Raw genomic sequence first — 15,258 nt, 5'->3', positions numbered from 1 at the left:
ATTAATAGTACAAAAAATTGACAAAATCATGTGTTTTACTATAATTAAAGTGTAGATCAATTAAAGACTTTTATGTTTTTAATCTGATCTTAAAGAAACCACCTTCGGGTGGTTTCTGCATTTAGAGACAGGCCAGTGAACCGATGTTTAATTGATAAAATTGAGAAATTACATTATGTTATTTTTTGTGCAACTACCCTAAAGTTAATTTGTACCTCATCTTTAACCGTACTCACATCCGACCATTCACCTTGCCCAACTCCAAAAAGAGTTCGCTTAATCGTAGTATTTCCTTCAACTACTGTATAACCCCTATTATTTTCGTCTGCTGTAAAAGTTAGGATCGTAGGTACGGTTTTATTGCGAATAGTTAATAATCCATCTGCTGTATAAGTATTTTTGTTAACTTTATTAAAATGAGTCGCTTTAAAATTTGCGATAGGAAATTTTTTAACATCAAACCAGTCCGCTGATAGTAACATTGTAATTAAGTCATGATAAGAAGCACTTAATGAAGCTATATCGATATTTATATTAATGCGACTAGATGCATATTGCTCCGCATCAGCTATGATCTCACCATCGAAGCGCTTAAATTGGCCAGACACAGGTGCATTATTTTGAATTGCAGTAAAAGTAATGCTGCTTTGATCAGGTAAAATTTCCCATTTGGATAAATTATTAGCAAAAAGCAGAGAAGAGAAAGAAACTAGGCTAATAATTCCTAGTAGTCTTAATGACCAATTCATGGCAACATTCTCCGTATCGTATCATCTTTATCATAAAAATGATGTTTTAGCGCAGCAAATACATGCAATGTAATAAGTGCAATTAAAATATACGCTAAGAGTTCATGTGCTTGAGCAAAAAAGTCACGCCAGTAATCATTGGGCGCAATGAGGTTGGGAAGCGTAAATAAACCGAAGAAGGAAACTGGAAAGCCTGCTGCAGATGACATCAGCCAACCGGTAAGAGGCATTGCAAACAACAGAATATAAAGCAACCAATGGACAGTTAAAGCAGCATTTCTCTCCCAGCGGGGGATCGTTAATTGGGGCGTGATATTTATAAATCGCCATAGAACTCTTAGAGTAACCAAAGTTAAAACCACGACCCCAAATGCTTTATGTAGGCCGTATAATCTTAGTTTTTCAGGGCTTGTGTCTAGAGAAACCATATATAAGCCAACACATAGCATGGCAATTACAATAATAGCTAAAAGCCAATGCAAGATAATAGCAACTAGGCCATAATGAGAACTAGTGTTTTTTATATCCATGATTATACCTTATAATGTAGGCTGGCTATCTTGATATGCTTCAGCGCCAATTTCAATTTTTACATCATCTCCTAAGGCATCTTGTAAGTTAGTCATACCAAAATCAGAACGCTTAATTGTTGTTGTAGCTGAAAATCCTGCAGTCATTCTTTCTTTCATGGGATGTTTACCCATTTTATTTAGAATGACATCTAAAGTAACTGGTTTCGTAATACCATGTAGAGTTAATGTCCCATGAACTTTAGCTGTATTTTTGCCAGTAATATCAATCTGTTTGCTTGAAAAAGTCGCAATAGGATATTGTGCTGTATCAAAGAAAAGTTTTTCCCGTAAGTGCTTATCAAGTTCAGGAATGCCTGTAATAACATTATCAAGTTTAATATTGGCAATGACTTTACTATTTTGAGGATTTTTAGGATCGAGCATAATTTCGCCATTAACAAACCATTTGCCTGTTTGATAAGAAAATCCTAAATGTTTAATAGTCCATTGAACATAGGTGTGTTGATCATCAAATATCCATTTTTCAGCAGCAGATGCAGAAAGAGTAGTGAGAATAAATAGTAGCCCAATAAAACGCTTTAAAAAAATAAGCATAACTAACTCCAATGTCAGTAAAATTTTTGCAAAATCCTTCGGCAACATTACCTTAGCAAGGTAGTATTAAATTGTCATTTAATTTATTATCATTTAAAACTTTGTCTTGAATGATTATATACTTGGCTTGTAATAAATTTACAAGGATTCTATTTTTTTATCTCTTTTAAATACAATTTCTTATGTATATTTTGACTATCACTTTTTTTAACGAGTCAATAGAAAAATTATCGCAATTTATATTTTACAAATAGGGGTTAACACGGCTAATATAAAAAAGGAATCACATAGGCTGTACGGAGGATTCGTATAACTTTTCCTTTAACTCAAGGAGTGACATATGTCTTTATTAGGATGGGCACTATTATTTTTAATAATAGCCATTATTGCAGGTGCTTTTGGTTTTAGAGGGGCTGCTTCAGCTGCTTCAGGTATTGCTAAGGTACTCTTCTTTATATTTATCGTTATATTCTTAATTTTCTTAGTTATGGGATTGTTAGGTGGCGGCACGCCTACAGTGGTCACGCCTTAGATTTTATGAGATAGCCGCATATAGCGGCTATTTTACAGGCACAAGTAGATTATCAGAATTGAGGTCTGGATGAATCAATTTAGTCTTTGACTTAGCATATATTCCGTGCTTAAGAATGCCTGTTTCACCTTTTGGTGTTAAAGAGTCAGTAGTTGGGACTGAAGGACCGGGAAAGATTGCTATGGAGTTTGCTTCGTCATACAAGGCACGTTTTTCAGTAAGTTTATCTATGTCTTCTTGGATTTGCTTAAGTCTGGACTCTGTAACCCCCATTCTCTCTAAGCGTTCAACTTGACTTTCTTGCCTATCTAACAAGTCACGATATCGATTATTACTCTGTTCTAACTGCTCTTTTACTTCCTGTAATTCTTTTTCTAATTCTTGCACTCTATTATTAATAAGTAGAGCATTTTGCTCACTGGTATCGATTATCATAGCAATTTTCTTTTGGAAAAATTCGCGTTTATTATTATCATCAATCACTGTACCGGATAAAGTTTTAACAGTAGTTTGTAGAGTCGTAGCAACATCTTTAGCCTTTTTTACTTCTGCTTCCATAGAAAGTCTAACATAAGCAAGTTCAGCTACTTTTTCGTTAAGCTGCTCTCGGCTTTTTTCATAATCTTTCCTAACTTGCATTAATTCAAGCTCATTTTTTTTCAATAACTCTTCACTATCTGCCGCTGTTTGCCTAAGTCGAGCCGCTTCTTGCTCCAATTTTTCTTGAGTTCCGCGTAATAGTTTTTCAGTAAGAACAAAAATCTCTACTTGATTACTCAATGTTTCTAATCTGTCATTAAGTAAGCCTATATTGCCAGCTAATTTATCATTTTGTTCTTTAAATTTTTCAAGTTCTTGAGAGAGTTCTAATCGAATTTTATCTAATGCTGAAATGGTAATTGCTAATATGTCTGCTAAGCTAAAAATTCCCTTTTTTAATTCTTCAGTTATATTTTTATTGTAATTGTGGTGGTCATCAAGAATAATACTGCCAGTTGTATAAACAGCTACCGTTGCGCCACTTAAAGCTAATAATGCTCCTAGCTGTGCTGCAATACCTGCTGCAAGAGTAGGCACAGTTAATACGGCACCACCTACAAGTTTTTGCCACAATGGCAATCCTCCCCAATAATCGGCTGCTTTAGTAACTAAGCTTCTATTTCTAGACAAAATATCGATAATTTCAGCAAGATTCTTTTTTATTTGGGAAAGATGTTCTTGAGTTAAGGCTATTTTTTGCAGATTATCTTGCTCATTTTTATATGATTCACGGATAACTACCTCAGATAGTGGGTTTTCAGCAAGCTCTACGCCACCAACAAGATCTTCTTCTTTAGTTCCCATGACGACTCCTTGTTGTATTTTTTTCCTTTGAAACTTATTTATAAGCATAAAATTGAATAGAGTGCAAGGAAAAATTCATCTTGCATAAATTTAATAAAATTGTCTCCTGTAAATATAGCTGCTGAAGATTGAAGACAAATTAAATAATTATATTGGCGTTCTTGCATAACCTGGGTCTGCGCGTTGTAAACGTTTTTGCAGTGCTCCTACACCATATAAACGCCGCTCCTCAAACCTTTACGCCTTGCACTAAAGCAAAATTCACAAGTTATGTAAGAACTCTATTTCTTTAATGATAGTTAATCTTCAACAATTTAGAGCAAGATTTGATTAATTTCAGTAAAATTAAATTGTGTGCGGTTGTATCCAACCAAAACTGAATGCTAAAAAAAGAAAAATAAATAAGGCCAGGGATAAGCCGATACGCCAAGTTAAAGCTTTAACAGTTCGCTTTGTTTTACCTTCATCACGAACTAAAAAAATCAAACTGCTACCTAATGCAGCTAAAATGATAAACATAACACTAATAATAAAAATTTTGGTGAACATTTGTTATACTCCCCGATTTATTACAACGCTTTATTTGTTAATTATCTAAAATAGTTAGCAAGAATTACTTATTTAGATGGTTTTAACATTTATTCGCTTAGGAAAAAGAATGGCCAGTTTAACTTGTTTTTATCGTCGTTTCACCTTTAATTGGCTATGGATAATAGGTGTTATTTTCTTAAGTTCATTTTTTATCTATTTAGGGATATGGCAGTTAAATCGTGCTGATGAGAAAAAAAACATGCTAATAAGGGAGGAGTACTTATCAGCAAAGGCGCCTATTAAATGGCAGACTAATATTAAACCACAGCAATACCAACAAATTACTGTTCAAGGTCAATACCTTCCTCAAACATTTTTATTAGATAATCAGCATCATGAGCATCAATTTGGCTATAATGTTTTAACGCCGCTTCTGCTTTCCGATGGAAAAGTTATTTTAATTGATCGAGGCTGGATTAAAGGGGATTTGGACAGACGCAAACTTCCAACAATTACTTCGCTAAATAAGTCATTGCAATTACTAGGTCAAGTTTATTATCCTTCTTCCAAAAACTGGGTTCTAGGCCAAATTTTAGAAAAAAAGACGCCTAATTTAGCTGTTATAGAGCAAATAGATTCTGTAAAAATTAGCCAATTTTTGCATAAATCTGTTTATCCATTTATCATTCGCTTAAATAAATTGGAAAAGGATGGCTATATCCGTGAATGGGCAATTATTTCTATGCCTCCGGGGCGCCATAAAGCTTACGCGTTGCAGTGGTTTGCTATGGCATTGGTTATTTGGTTGATTTTTATTGGGTTAAGTTTAAAGAAGACTAATGAATAAAATACGAAAGAATAATTATGTTACATTGCTAATTCTGACATTAATTTTTGTTTTTCCAGGGGCTGCAGCTTATTTATTTTATACTCACCCCCATTGGTTACAGGGACAATCAATTAATAAAGGGGAGTTGTTAAATCCTCCAGAGCTGTTAGAAAACATTCATGAGCAACCCAAATGGCGTTTAGTTTTATGGATACCCCATGACTGTAAGAAAAATTGTTTAACTCAAATTGATAAATTAGCTCGCATTCGCTTAGCTTTAGGTAGACGTCTCTTAAATGTAGATGAATTAATTATTATGAATGATCAAAATCAATTTCCCTACTCGCTTAATGATCGTCTACATGAGCAAGATATTCACTTATTGTTAATTTCCAAAGCTCAACAAGATAGGCAGAAAAAGCTTGATAATCATATGCGTATCTTTATTGCTAATCCGAATAATTACTTGGTTTTGGCTTATAAGCCAGCTACAAGTCCTGAAGATATCTTTCATGATCTTCAAAAGTTATTGCACGCAAATGAGAAAGGTAATTGATGTTTAAAAAAAATTCCAAATTAGAACTTTATATAGTAACCAGCGCGGTAGTGCTTGCATTAACGGTTGTTATGTTAGGCGCTTATACCCGTTTAACAAATGCTGGTCTCGGATGTCCAGATTGGCCAGGCTGCTATGGTCACTTAGTTTTACCAAGCGCTAATCAGGACTTAACTAAAGCTCAATTAAACTATCCGCAAGTCCCTATTGAAGCTAGTAAAGCTTGGACAGAAATGGTACATCGCTATGCCGCTGGCTTGTTAACTCTATTTATTTTTACCATTGGTTTTTACAATTTATGGTTATTATACAAAGATAAGACGCAGGCAAAGCTTCTACCTATAATGCTTATGCTATTAGTTTTATTTCAAGCAGCTTTAGGTATGTGGACTGTAACTTTAAAATTATTACCTATTGTTGTAATGGCTCACTTGTTAGGTGGTATATTAATTTTTTCTTTACTTTTCCGTTTAAGAATACAATTAAATCATTCCTCAACTTCTTTACGACAATTATCATTATGGCAATTTTGGATTAGTTTAGGCATAGGGCTAATTTTCTGTCAGATTGCGTTAGGTGGTTGGGTGAGCGCAAATTATGCAGGAATTGCTTGTATAGGTTTTCCTCAATGTAATGGTCAGTGGTGGCCACCACTACATATGGCTCAAGGTTTTCATCTATTTTCAACAGTTGGTGCTAATTATCAAGGTGGTTTATTAGAAAATGAAGTAAGGATTACAATTCAATTTATTCATAGGTTAGGCGCGTTTGTTGTTGCATTCTATATGATATCCTTGGCGGCGGTAATCTTATGGAAGGTAAAAGATAAAGCTATGCGAGTGCTGGCTATCTTAATTATTTTATTAATTCTTATACAAATTACCTTAGGCGCCTTAAATGTAATTTACTTATTACCTTTAAGTATTGCTGTTGCACATAATGGTATTGCTGCATTATTATTAGCAACCTCATTATCTATGCTTTACTTTACTCAAAGGAGAATTAAGTAATGTCTTCTAATGAGTCAACTTTATCACCCGTAATATGGCGAGATTATCTCGAGTTATGTAAGCCACGTGTTGTTGCTTTAATGCTTTTAACTGTCATAGTAGGGATGTTCTTGGCCACGCCTGGTTGGGTGCCTTTAGCAACACTTTCTGCTACTTTATTAGGGGTAGGATGTTGTGCTGGTAGTGCTGCTGCTATTAATCATTTAGTAGATAAACGGATTGATGCGCTAATGCAACGTACTAGTAAAAGGCCAGTCGCACAAGGAAGAGTATCTGTCAAACAAGCATCCTATTTTGCTTTGATACTAGGTACAATTGGACTCTTTATTTTAGTTGTTTTTGTTAATTTATTAACCGCAGTTATGACTTTTATTACTTTAATAGGTTATGCTGGAATTTACACAGGTTATCTTAAACGAGCAACGCCACAGAATATCGTTATTGGTGGGTTAGCAGGGGCTGCGCCTCCTTTACTTGGCTGGACAGCCATTACCAATCAACTTGATCCACAAGCTCTCCTACTTGTTTTAATTATTTTTACTTGGACGCCGCCTCATTTTTGGGCACTAGCAATCTATCGCCTTAAAGAGTATAGAAATGCAGCTATTCCTATGTTGCCAGTAACTCATGGTGTAGCATTTACCAAATTAAACATCTTGTTATACACTATCTTGCTTTTACCCGTAAGTATGTTGCCATTTATAGTAGGTATGAGTGGTGGCTTATATTTAATTGGTGCACTTTTATTAGGGGCACGTTTTCTATATTGGGCAATTTTTCTTTATTTGAAAGAAGAGCCTATTATTGCGATGCGTACCTTTCGCTTTTCTATTATCTATCTAATGATGTTATTTATTTTCTTATTACTAGATCATTATATGGTTTAGCGTTGAAAATAAAACAATAGTTGTAATTTAACTTTATCAACTTTTAATTAAGTAAAATGGATTTCCAGCTTGGAGGAGTAAAATGCCAATGAAAAAAAGAGTTGTACTAGGTAGCGTTTTTGCTGTTATAGCATTAGTAATGGGTATAACAATGTCAAACTCTCTTTATAAAGAGAAAAAAATAGACCCCGAACAATTTCATGGCACCTTGTTACAAAAACCCAGGGAAATACAACAGTTTAATCTTATCGGAGTAGATAATCAGCCATTTAATAATAAAAGTCTCCATGGTAAATGGACAATGGTATTCTTTGGATTTACTAGTTGCGGTTATTTATGTCCAACGACCTTGAGTGAATTAGCTAAAATGTACCGTATCCTTGAACAAGAACACATTAAACCTTTGCCACAAGTCGTCATGATTTCCATTGACCCTAATCGAGATTCGTTAGATAAATTAAAAAATTACGTTAGTAACTTTGATTCTCATTTTTATGGTGCTCGTGGTGAAGAATCAATAGTTAAGAAAATGACTCATGAAATGGGCGTGGCTTATAGCAAGGTCAGCTTGCCTAACGCAACCGATGCAGAAAACTATGATATGCAACACAGCGGCGCTGTTATGTTATTTAATCCAAAAGGTGAGTTAAGCGCATTTTTCACTACTCCTCATCAAGCTACCTTACTTGCTAAAGATTATCAGCTTTTAGTAGGTTAAATGGCTTAAATAGTAAAATCTAATTATAAAATGTATTTTCTTTTGAGCAATAAAGGATATAATTTGCCTTTACTGCTCAATTAATTGTATTCCCGACTATTAATTTATTAATATTCTCTTAGTAGATATTTGTCAGGCTATACTTAATTTAAAGTAATGTTTAATAAATTTAGTTGTCCTATGCCTAACTAATTAATTTTTAAAAATAAAAAGACATGAATTGGTTTTGTGGTAGTAGCCGCAATAAAATTATTTAGGAATGACTTATATGCAAATTGCGATTTTAGCCACTAACCCTCAATTATATTCTCATCAGCGCTTAAAACAAGCGGGAGAAGAGGCAGGACATAAAGTCCATATTATTAATCCTCTTTATTGCTATATGAACGTTGCAACTTCTTGCCCTAAAGTTCATTACCGTGGAGGGGAGCCCTTGCCTCAATATGATGCGGTTATCCCTCGAATTGGCTCATCCATTACCTATTATGGAACAGCTGTATTAAGGCATATGGAAACCATGGGCATGTATACTTTAAATGAATCGCTTGCCATTTCTCGTTCAAGAGATAAATTTCGTGCCTTACAATTATTGGCAAGAAAAGGTCTTCCTTTACCGCTGACAAGCTTTGCTCAATCACCTGATGATACTGAGGATTTAATCCGTATGGTAGGAGGCGCTCCTCTAGTCATTAAATTACTTGAAGGTACACAAGGAAAGGGAGTGATTTTAGCTGATAGTCATCAATCGGCAGTTAGTATTATTAACGCGTTTAAAGAGATGTCTGCTAACATTTTAGTACAAGAATTCATAGAAGAATCAAGAGGGACTGATATACGGTGTTTTGTTATTGGCGATAAGGTTGTAGCTGCCGTTAAACGACAAGCAAAGGAAGGAGACTTTCGAGCCAATGTGCATCAAGGAGGAAAAGCAATTAGAGTCATATTAACGCCACAAGAACGTGCGATCGCCGTGGGCGCTGCAAAAACAATGGGTTTAAAGGTCGCCGGGGTAGATTTAATTCGTTCAAACCATGGGCCTTTAATTTTAGAAATTAACTCCTCACCTGGCCTTGAAGGAATAGAGAAAGCTACTAACGTTAATATTGCTGGGAAAATAATTCAATATATTGAGAAGCATGCTAAGCCTAAGACATCTAAGCAAAGATTCCAAGGGTAATAAAAAGAAGGAAATTAGGAGTCTTTTCTCTTTTTAAGATCGCTTTTCCCTAATAACCATTCTGCATTAACTTCTAGTTCGTCAGCTAATATATTTAATAGATTTGGATCAGGAATAGCAGCGCCATTTAAATATGCTTCAGCTTTAAATCTAGGTACTTTTAACAATTTAGAAAATACTTCAACACGTTCATTTGCTAAAAGTGGAACACCTATGCTATCTAATTCTCTATTTAGCCTATCGGCAAATCGCTTATTGGACATGCTCGCTCCAAATATTTTTGACTATTAATTTCTATAGCATAAAAAAAGGGTTTTGCAATAATTTTAAGACTCGACTATAAGCTTATAATAATGGCCGAGAATAAATAAGTTAGAGTTTAGACTTAATTTATTTCTAAATGGAGCAAAAAGTGGACTCATTAATTACCCTGGTTTTGTTAGCAATCTTTGCAATTGCATTCGTATTGGCTGGTGTAAAAGTAGTTCCTCAGTCCGAGGAATGGACTGTTGAGAGATTTGGGCGTTATACACATACCTTGCATCCAGGTTTAGGATTAATTATTCCTTTTATTGATAGAGTAACCTATAAAATCAATATGCGTGAACGAGTTTTAGATATCCCACCTCAAGAAGTTATCTCCTCAGATAATGCTATGGTTACTATTGATGCAGTCTGTTTTTTTCAAGTAATTGATACTGCGAAAGCTGCTTATCAAGTAGATGACTTAGAGCATGCAATTCGTAATTTAACAATGACTAATATTAGAACAGTTCTGGGTTCCTTAGAATTAGATTCGATGTTAAGTCAACGGGACGAAATCAATAGCCGATTAATGCATGTTGTTGATTTAGCAACAAATCCTTGGGGTGTGAAAGTAACACGGATTGAAATTAGAGATATTAGGCCTCCGCAAGATTTAGTGGATGCAATGGCTAATCAAATGAAGGCAGAGCGTGATAAGCGTGCATCAATTTTAGCAGCAGAGGGTCATCGGCAAGCAGAAATTTTAAGAGCTGAGGGTGATAAACAAGCCCAGATTTTAAGGGCAGAAGCAGCAAAGCAAGAGGCATATCTAGAGGCTGAAGCGCGTGAGCGTACAGCCCAGGCTGACGCAACGGCAACCCGTATGGTTTCTGACGCAATTGCCACAGGCAATATGAATGCAATTAATTATTTTATTGCCGAAAAATACGTAGAAGCTCTAAAAATGATTGGCACCTCTGAGAATAGTAAAATGGTATTAATGCCCATAGAAGCCACAGCTATTGTTGGTTCATTAGCAGGCATAACAGAGCTTTTTAATAAAGTAAATTCACCCAAAGGATAGGGTTATGTTTGAATTAACTTATTGGCATTGGTTAGCATTAGCACTCGTTTTAATCATTGCTGAAACATTGGGTGCTGCTGGCCTTTTAATTGCTTTAGGCATGGCTGCAGCAACAACCGGTATAATTACTTGGCTATTTGCCATAACTTGGCAATGGCAGTTAATTGATTTTTCACTTTTATGCATTTTATTTGCAGTATCTTGGTGGTTTTTTATTAAAAAAAGAACTGCTAAAGAGCCTTCTTTAATAAATAAACCTTTCCATTCTATGTTAGATCAAACCGTCATTTTAGTGGAACCTATTAAAGATGGTCGAGGTTTAATACGAATTAATGATGCAACTTGGTTTGTCAAAGGGCCAGATTTACCTGCAGGAACGAAAGTTAAAATAGTAGCGATTGAAGGAACCAGTATGGTGGTTGAGCCCCTTATTGCAAGTGGCAAATGTCAATAATTGCTTCTGCCCAGGCTTCTGAATCATTAAGGCAAGGGATCAATGTAAATTCCTCTCCACCCAAGTCTAACCACTGTTGCTGCGCACGGATACCTATTTCCTCAAGGGTTTCTAAACAATCAGCAATAAAGGAGGGGCAGGAAATTGCCAGTTTTTTTACTCCTTGCTTAGCAAGTCTAGGTAAAATTAAATCAGTGTAAGGCTTAATCCAAGGTGTTCTACCCAAACGAGATTGAAATGACATACTGAATTTATCTGCTGGTAGCGAAAGTATTTCTGCTAATTGACGGGTAGTTTGATGACATTGCGCTTTATAACATACGAGATTAGCATCTTTAACTGGCGGACAAACTTGGCAAATAGTATTACAACCTGATTCCTTTAAGTGAAACTCAGGAATGCCATGATAACTAAACAAGATATGATCATATTTCTCTATATAAGGCTTTATGAGCGCTGCTTGCGCTAGCAGAAAACTTGGATGATTGTAAAAATCTCTAATCACATGTATAGATGGATGCGTGGGTTTTTTTGCTAAAAGTGTTAATACTTTTTCTAAAGCAGCCCCAGTTGCAGCAGAAGAGTACTGGGGATATAAAGGTAAAATTGTAATATGAGGACAATTTTCTAATTGTTTTAATGCTGCGTTTACAGAGGGTTCCCCATACTGCATAGCTAGCGCCACTTGAATATCGCTTAGTTTGCTTTGCAATTTATTGACTAGACGTTGATGGTTAACTAATAAAGGCGAGCCTTCCTTTGTCCAAATGGCTTTATAGGCATGAGAAGATTGCTTAGGTCGAAAGGGAAGAATAAAAGCGTAAAGAAGAAAATATCTTAAAGGGGCATTAAGATTAATTACGCGTTTGTCAGCAAGAAATTCTTTTAAATAGTGCCGTACATCAGTAATAGTAGGGGATTTAGGTGTACCTAAGTTAATTAATAACAAGCCATGTTTCATCTAAATTATTTATAAAGCGAAATATTAAATAATACATCAAAATCATTTTTTATAGAAATTTAATAAATTAAATTCGTTAGTTTTTTAAGAAAGATGAAACTTGCTGTAAAAGACAGCCGAGCCTTAAACAGGCTCTTGCTCTCTTTCTTCGGCTGTAACTACAACATTTGCTGCATGTAAACCCCGTTCACCTTTTATTAAATCATAACTAACTATTTGGCCTGGATTTAATGTTTTGTAGCCCGTACCATGTATAGCTGAAAAATGAACGAAAATATCTTCACCACCGCCTTCAGGTATAATAAAGCCCCAACCTTTGGCATTGTTAAACCATTTGACTTCGCCCGTAGCCATGAATCCTCCTTTTGCTAAAGCGTATCAATCGTCGGCTGAAAGTAATCAGCTGGCAATTGCATTCGTCCTTAAATGACAATTGGTAAGCCCATATATATGGGTTTATTCAACATAACGCAAAAGAGGCATAACTCACAATAGTTTTTTATACTATTTTTCTAGTTTATTCATAAATAAAAGTTTTTTTTAATTAAACAATAAAAAAATTACGCAAACACTAAAAAAAACAAGCATTAGCCTTAATTTTTAAAAGACTCATTTCTTATAAATATTGGTCCAGTGGCTGTTGATCAGGAAACATTTCTGATAATGAAATTGAAAATCCATCTTCTCGAACTATTCGTGCATGGCGCCGTTGTAGTTGTCTTGGTTCATCTACCCCACACGAATGGCAAATAATAGCTACTTCATGAGCCATATTATTAGCGTAGTGAAAGACACGCTCAGCTTTGTCTTCAATAACAATACCCCGTTGTAAGTTAGCATTGTGCGTTGCAATACCTGTCGGGCAGGTATTACTATGACATTTCAAGGCTTGTATACAACCTAAGGAAAACATAAATCCTCGCGCAGAATTAACGAAATCCGCTCCAGCACATAATGCCCATGCTACTGTTGCTGGTGTAATCATTTTTCCACTTGCAATAACAACGATACGTTTGCGTAAATTATATAAAATAAGGATATCAACCAGTTTGGGTAAAGATTCTTGAATAGGAATACCCATATAATCCATTAAGCCTTGTGGTGAGGCACCCGTTCCGCCATCTGCACTGTCGAGAGTAATAAAATCAGGTGCATACTGCGTACCCCGATTATGAATTGCTAAACATAAATCATGTAGCCACTCATAACTACCCAAAACAAATTTACATCCTACAGGTTTACCTGTAATTTTTCGGATATGATTAATTGCATCTAAAAGTTCTTCCACATTTGCGATATCTGTATGGCGGTTAGGGCTGATTGAATCCTGATAAGGAGGGATACCTCGAATTTGCGCTACTTCAGGCGTAACTTTAACTGCTGGTAGGATACCACCTTTACCAGGTTTTGCACCTTGGCTTAACTTGATCTCAAACATTTTAATATTAGGGTGTAATGCTAACTCCCGTAGTCGACTATCGGATAGATTACCATGTTCATCTCGTACCCCATATTTAGCTGTACCAATTTGAACTACTAAGTCACAGCCGCCTTCTAAGTGATAAGGAGAAAGACCTCCTTCGCCTGTGTTAAGCCAGCAACCGGCTTTCTTAGCTCCCCTTGATAAAGCTTTAATAGCTGGCTTTGAAATTGAACCATAACTCATAGCAGAAATATTAAAGATATGATTACTTGTATAGGGGTGCTTACAATACGGGCCAATAGTTAAAGGTTTAATGGCTGCTTCAGTTGCTAGCGGCGGAAAAGGAGCGCTAACGAAATAAACTGTCCCGGGTATATGTAGCGGCCGAGTGGAGCCGAAACCAATGGTAGTATCAAGGTTTTTAGCAGCCCGATAAACCCAAGAACGTTCAGCTCGATTAAAAGGTAGCTCTTCTCGATCATTGGCAAAAAAATATTGACGTAAAAACCCACCGAAATACTCTAGGATATAACGAAAATGACCCAAAATAGGAAAATTACGTAAAATAGTATGAGGTTTTTGAAGTCGATCATAGATATAGGTAATAATTAATAAAACTATTATACCTAAAATAATAACTAAGAGGACTATTTCATTGTATTCGAGCGCACGAAAAATAAAAAGATCTTTTTTACTTAAATCAACTGTTTCCACAAACTGGCCCTTTAAAATGATTAACTTAAATTTATAGAATAAAATTTACTATAAATGAAATAATTATCTTTTAATCACAAGTATAGTCTTTAAGAAAAAAAATATTATTTATCTTATAGGTAAGTAAACAAACTACTTTTAGATTAAACGAAAATAAAGAAAAAAATTTATTTGAAATCTTCACTAACAACAAAAATTCTTAACCATAATCCCTAGTTTAATCAGTGTCTTATTATTTACAAACAAATCAAGGTGATTAATTTTTTTTATATTAGTATATAATTAAATCAAACCCTTCGGTTTCGGAGAAGCGCATTATGACAATTGAGACCTCATTGGCTAACCATTTGTTAATCGCTATGCCTTCTTTAACTGATCCTAATTTTGAGAGAACAGTTATTTATATTTGTGAACATCATCCACAAGGTACCGTAGGTTTAATTATTAATCGTCCTACAGAATATCAGCTCAGTATGGTTTTTGAACAGTTGAATATTTTGCCTTTACATCAAGAGATAAGTTTGCGTCCTTTATTATTTGGTGGTCCGATTCAACCTGAGCGAGGTTTTGTTATTCACCGCCCTAGTGGAGAGTGGCGCTCAAGTTTATCTTTGCAGGATGACGTTACAATAACGACTTCAAATGATATTATCCGTGCTATTGCAGCAGGAAATGGCCCACAAGATGCCCTTGTTACTTTAGGCTATGTTGGCTGGATAGATAACCAATTAGAGCAAGAAGTTCAAGACAACGTATGGCTTGTATGCCCTTATAAACATGAGATTTTATATGATGTTCCTTATAGGCAGCGATGGGAATATGCAGGCTCCCTCATTGGTATAAAAATGTCTCAACTTAGCTCGTCAATTGGTCATGCTTAAAAATGTTATTGAAAAGCGCTTTATCTTTGTCTTTA

19 protein-coding genes are annotated in these 15,258 nt (G+C 35.3%); 10 read left to right on the top strand and 9 right to left on the bottom strand.

The window, feature by feature from the left end; genetic code table 11:
- Nucleotides 1-173 precede the first annotated feature (173 nt).
- The 3 genes from E1P04_RS00960 to E1P04_RS00950 are packed head-to-tail and all read right to left on the bottom strand — an operon-like array spanning nucleotide 174 to nucleotide 1,876.
- Nucleotides 174-749: a YceI family protein gene (locus E1P04_RS00960; RefSeq protein WP_131781059.1), complete on the bottom strand. Its 576-nt coding sequence runs from the start codon at nucleotides 747-749 to the stop codon at nucleotides 174-176.
- On the bottom strand, nucleotides 746-1,279 hold the full coding sequence (locus tag E1P04_RS00955) for a cytochrome b (RefSeq protein ID WP_131781058.1): 534 nt from the start codon (nucleotides 1,277-1,279) through the stop codon (nucleotides 746-748). The genes E1P04_RS00960 and E1P04_RS00955 overlap by 4 nt, the downstream gene beginning before the upstream one ends.
- A 9-nt stretch (nucleotides 1,280-1,288) precedes the next feature.
- Entirely contained in the window at nucleotides 1,289-1,876 is a 588-nt protein-coding gene (locus E1P04_RS00950; RefSeq protein ID WP_131781057.1) for a YceI family protein, read from the bottom strand.
- 340 nt (nucleotides 1,877-2,216) lie between these two features.
- On the opposite strand from E1P04_RS00950, the gene E1P04_RS00945 reads away from it, so the two are divergent.
- Nucleotides 2,217-2,408 carry a DUF1328 family protein gene (locus tag E1P04_RS00945; RefSeq protein ID WP_131781056.1) on the top strand — a complete coding sequence of 64 codons (192 nt, stop codon included), beginning with the start codon at nucleotides 2,217-2,219 and terminating at the stop codon, nucleotides 2,406-2,408.
- Between the two features lie 27 nt (nucleotides 2,409-2,435).
- Here E1P04_RS00945 and E1P04_RS00940 read toward each other — a convergent pair whose 3' ends face one another.
- Both E1P04_RS00940 and E1P04_RS00935 read right to left on the bottom strand, forming a co-directional pair.
- Nucleotides 2,436-3,752, bottom strand: a complete 1,317-nt coding sequence (locus E1P04_RS00940; RefSeq protein WP_131781055.1) for a LegC2/C7 family Dot/Icm T4SS effector — start codon at nucleotides 3,750-3,752, stop codon at nucleotides 2,436-2,438.
- A gap of 345 nt (nucleotides 3,753-4,097) precedes the next feature.
- Entirely contained in the window at nucleotides 4,098-4,301 is a 204-nt protein-coding gene (locus tag E1P04_RS00935; protein WP_115330307.1) for a twin transmembrane helix small protein, read from the bottom strand.
- 109 nt (nucleotides 4,302-4,410) lie between these two features.
- On the opposite strand from E1P04_RS00935, the gene E1P04_RS00930 reads away from it, so the two are divergent.
- From E1P04_RS00930 to rimK, 6 genes are all read left to right on the top strand, one after another.
- Nucleotides 4,411-5,130 carry an SURF1 family protein gene (locus tag E1P04_RS00930; protein WP_131781054.1) on the top strand — a complete coding sequence of 240 codons (720 nt, stop codon included), beginning with the start codon at nucleotides 4,411-4,413 and terminating at the stop codon, nucleotides 5,128-5,130.
- Nucleotides 5,123-5,668 carry a hypothetical protein gene (locus E1P04_RS00925; protein ID WP_131781053.1) on the top strand — a complete coding sequence of 182 codons (546 nt, stop codon included), beginning with the start codon at nucleotides 5,123-5,125 and terminating at the stop codon, nucleotides 5,666-5,668. Before E1P04_RS00930 ends, E1P04_RS00925 begins: the two co-directional genes overlap by 8 nt.
- Nucleotides 5,668-6,678 (top strand): COX15/CtaA family protein, encoded by a 1,011-nt coding sequence (locus E1P04_RS00920; protein ID WP_131781052.1) that lies wholly within the window; start codon nucleotides 5,668-5,670, stop codon nucleotides 6,676-6,678. Before E1P04_RS00925 ends, E1P04_RS00920 begins: the two co-directional genes overlap by 1 nt.
- A complete protein-coding gene (cyoE, locus tag E1P04_RS00915) occupies nucleotides 6,678-7,565 on the top strand; it encodes a heme o synthase (protein ID WP_131781051.1) in 888 nt (295 codons plus the stop codon). Before E1P04_RS00920 ends, cyoE begins: the two co-directional genes overlap by 1 nt.
- 82 nt (nucleotides 7,566-7,647) lie before the next feature.
- Nucleotides 7,648-8,283: an SCO family protein gene (locus E1P04_RS00910; RefSeq protein ID WP_131781050.1), complete on the top strand. Its 636-nt coding sequence runs from the start codon at nucleotides 7,648-7,650 to the stop codon at nucleotides 8,281-8,283.
- A 268-nt stretch (nucleotides 8,284-8,551) separates the two neighbouring features.
- Nucleotides 8,552-9,460, top strand: a complete 909-nt coding sequence (gene rimK / locus E1P04_RS00905; protein WP_131781049.1) for a 30S ribosomal protein S6--L-glutamate ligase — start codon at nucleotides 8,552-8,554, stop codon at nucleotides 9,458-9,460.
- Nucleotides 9,461-9,474: 14 nt separating this feature from the next.
- Here rimK and E1P04_RS00900 read toward each other — a convergent pair whose 3' ends face one another.
- A complete protein-coding gene (locus E1P04_RS00900; protein ID WP_131781048.1) occupies nucleotides 9,475-9,723 on the bottom strand; it encodes a hypothetical protein in 249 nt (82 codons plus the stop codon).
- A 149-nt stretch (nucleotides 9,724-9,872) separates the two neighbouring features.
- Here E1P04_RS00900 and E1P04_RS00895 point away from each other — a divergent pair, with 149 nt between their 5' ends.
- On the top strand, nucleotides 9,873-10,790 hold the full coding sequence (locus E1P04_RS00895; protein ID WP_242604361.1) for an SPFH domain-containing protein: 918 nt from the start codon (nucleotides 9,873-9,875) through the stop codon (nucleotides 10,788-10,790).
- Nucleotides 10,791-10,794: 4 nt separating this feature from the next.
- On the top strand, nucleotides 10,795-11,244 hold the full coding sequence (locus E1P04_RS00890; RefSeq protein WP_131781046.1) for an NfeD family protein: 450 nt from the start codon (nucleotides 10,795-10,797) through the stop codon (nucleotides 11,242-11,244).
- Here E1P04_RS00890 and hemH read toward each other — a convergent pair.
- The 3 genes from hemH to E1P04_RS00875 form a co-directional block, all read right to left on the bottom strand.
- A complete protein-coding gene (hemH, locus tag E1P04_RS00885) occupies nucleotides 11,219-12,205 on the bottom strand; it encodes a ferrochelatase (RefSeq protein ID WP_131781045.1) in 987 nt (328 codons plus the stop codon). The two genes, E1P04_RS00890 and hemH, sit on opposite strands and share 26 nt — an antisense overlap.
- A 123-nt stretch (nucleotides 12,206-12,328) precedes the next feature.
- Nucleotides 12,329-12,559 carry a cold-shock protein gene (locus E1P04_RS00880; protein ID WP_115330318.1) on the bottom strand — a complete coding sequence of 77 codons (231 nt, stop codon included), beginning with the start codon at nucleotides 12,557-12,559 and terminating at the stop codon, nucleotides 12,329-12,331.
- Nucleotides 12,560-12,821: 262 nt separating this feature from the next.
- Nucleotides 12,822-14,342, bottom strand: coding sequence for an FMN-binding glutamate synthase family protein (locus E1P04_RS00875; RefSeq protein ID WP_242604360.1), 1,521 nt, complete (start codon nucleotides 14,340-14,342; stop codon nucleotides 12,822-12,824).
- Between the two features lie 317 nt (nucleotides 14,343-14,659).
- On the opposite strand from E1P04_RS00875, the gene E1P04_RS00870 reads away from it, so the two are divergent.
- Entirely contained in the window at nucleotides 14,660-15,223 is a 564-nt protein-coding gene (locus tag E1P04_RS00870) for a YqgE/AlgH family protein (RefSeq protein ID WP_131781044.1), read from the top strand.
- Nucleotides 15,224-15,258: the final 35 nt, after the last annotated feature.

The organism is Legionella gresilensis, assembly GCF_900639865.1.
Taxonomy (GTDB): domain Bacteria; phylum Pseudomonadota; class Gammaproteobacteria; order Legionellales; family Legionellaceae; genus Legionella_C; species Legionella_C gresilensis.
This window is presented reverse-complemented; position numbering and strand designations above follow the sequence as displayed.

Excerpts from the sequence above, each read along its gene's own strand:
- rimK (WP_131781049.1), top strand. The coding sequence starts at position 8,552 with ATGCAAATTGCGATTTTAGCCACTAACCCTCAATTATATTCTCATCAG.
- cyoE (WP_131781051.1), top strand. The coding sequence starts at position 6,678 with ATGTCTTCTAATGAGTCAACTTTATCACCCGTAATATGGCGAGATTAT.
- E1P04_RS00910 (WP_131781050.1), top strand. The coding sequence starts at position 7,648 with ATGCCAATGAAAAAAAGAGTTGTACTAGGTAGCGTTTTTGCTGTTATA.
- E1P04_RS00880 (WP_115330318.1), bottom strand. The coding sequence starts at position 12,559 with ATGGCTACGGGCGAAGTCAAATGGTTTAACAATGCCAAAGGTTGGGGC.
- E1P04_RS00920 (WP_131781052.1), top strand. The coding sequence starts at position 5,668 with ATGTTTAAAAAAAATTCCAAATTAGAACTTTATATAGTAACCAGCGCG.
- hemH (WP_131781045.1), bottom strand. The coding sequence starts at position 12,205 with ATGAAACATGGCTTGTTATTAATTAACTTAGGTACACCTAAATCCCCT.
- E1P04_RS00930 (WP_131781054.1), top strand. The coding sequence starts at position 4,411 with ATGGCCAGTTTAACTTGTTTTTATCGTCGTTTCACCTTTAATTGGCTA.
- E1P04_RS00955 (WP_131781058.1), bottom strand. The coding sequence starts at position 1,279 with ATGGATATAAAAAACACTAGTTCTCATTATGGCCTAGTTGCTATTATC.
- E1P04_RS00925 (WP_131781053.1), top strand. The coding sequence starts at position 5,123 with ATGAATAAAATACGAAAGAATAATTATGTTACATTGCTAATTCTGACA.
- E1P04_RS00935 (WP_115330307.1), bottom strand. The coding sequence starts at position 4,301 with ATGTTCACCAAAATTTTTATTATTAGTGTTATGTTTATCATTTTAGCT.
- E1P04_RS00870 (WP_131781044.1), top strand. The coding sequence starts at position 14,660 with ATGACAATTGAGACCTCATTGGCTAACCATTTGTTAATCGCTATGCCT.
- E1P04_RS00940 (WP_131781055.1), bottom strand. The coding sequence starts at position 3,752 with ATGGGAACTAAAGAAGAAGATCTTGTTGGTGGCGTAGAGCTTGCTGAA.
- E1P04_RS00950 (WP_131781057.1), bottom strand. The coding sequence starts at position 1,876 with ATGCTTATTTTTTTAAAGCGTTTTATTGGGCTACTATTTATTCTCACT.
- E1P04_RS00900 (WP_131781048.1), bottom strand. The coding sequence starts at position 9,723 with ATGTCCAATAAGCGATTTGCCGATAGGCTAAATAGAGAATTAGATAGC.
- E1P04_RS00890 (WP_131781046.1), top strand. The coding sequence starts at position 10,795 with ATGTTTGAATTAACTTATTGGCATTGGTTAGCATTAGCACTCGTTTTA.
- E1P04_RS00960 (WP_131781059.1), bottom strand. The coding sequence starts at position 749 with ATGAATTGGTCATTAAGACTACTAGGAATTATTAGCCTAGTTTCTTTC.
- E1P04_RS00945 (WP_131781056.1), top strand. The coding sequence starts at position 2,217 with ATGTCTTTATTAGGATGGGCACTATTATTTTTAATAATAGCCATTATT.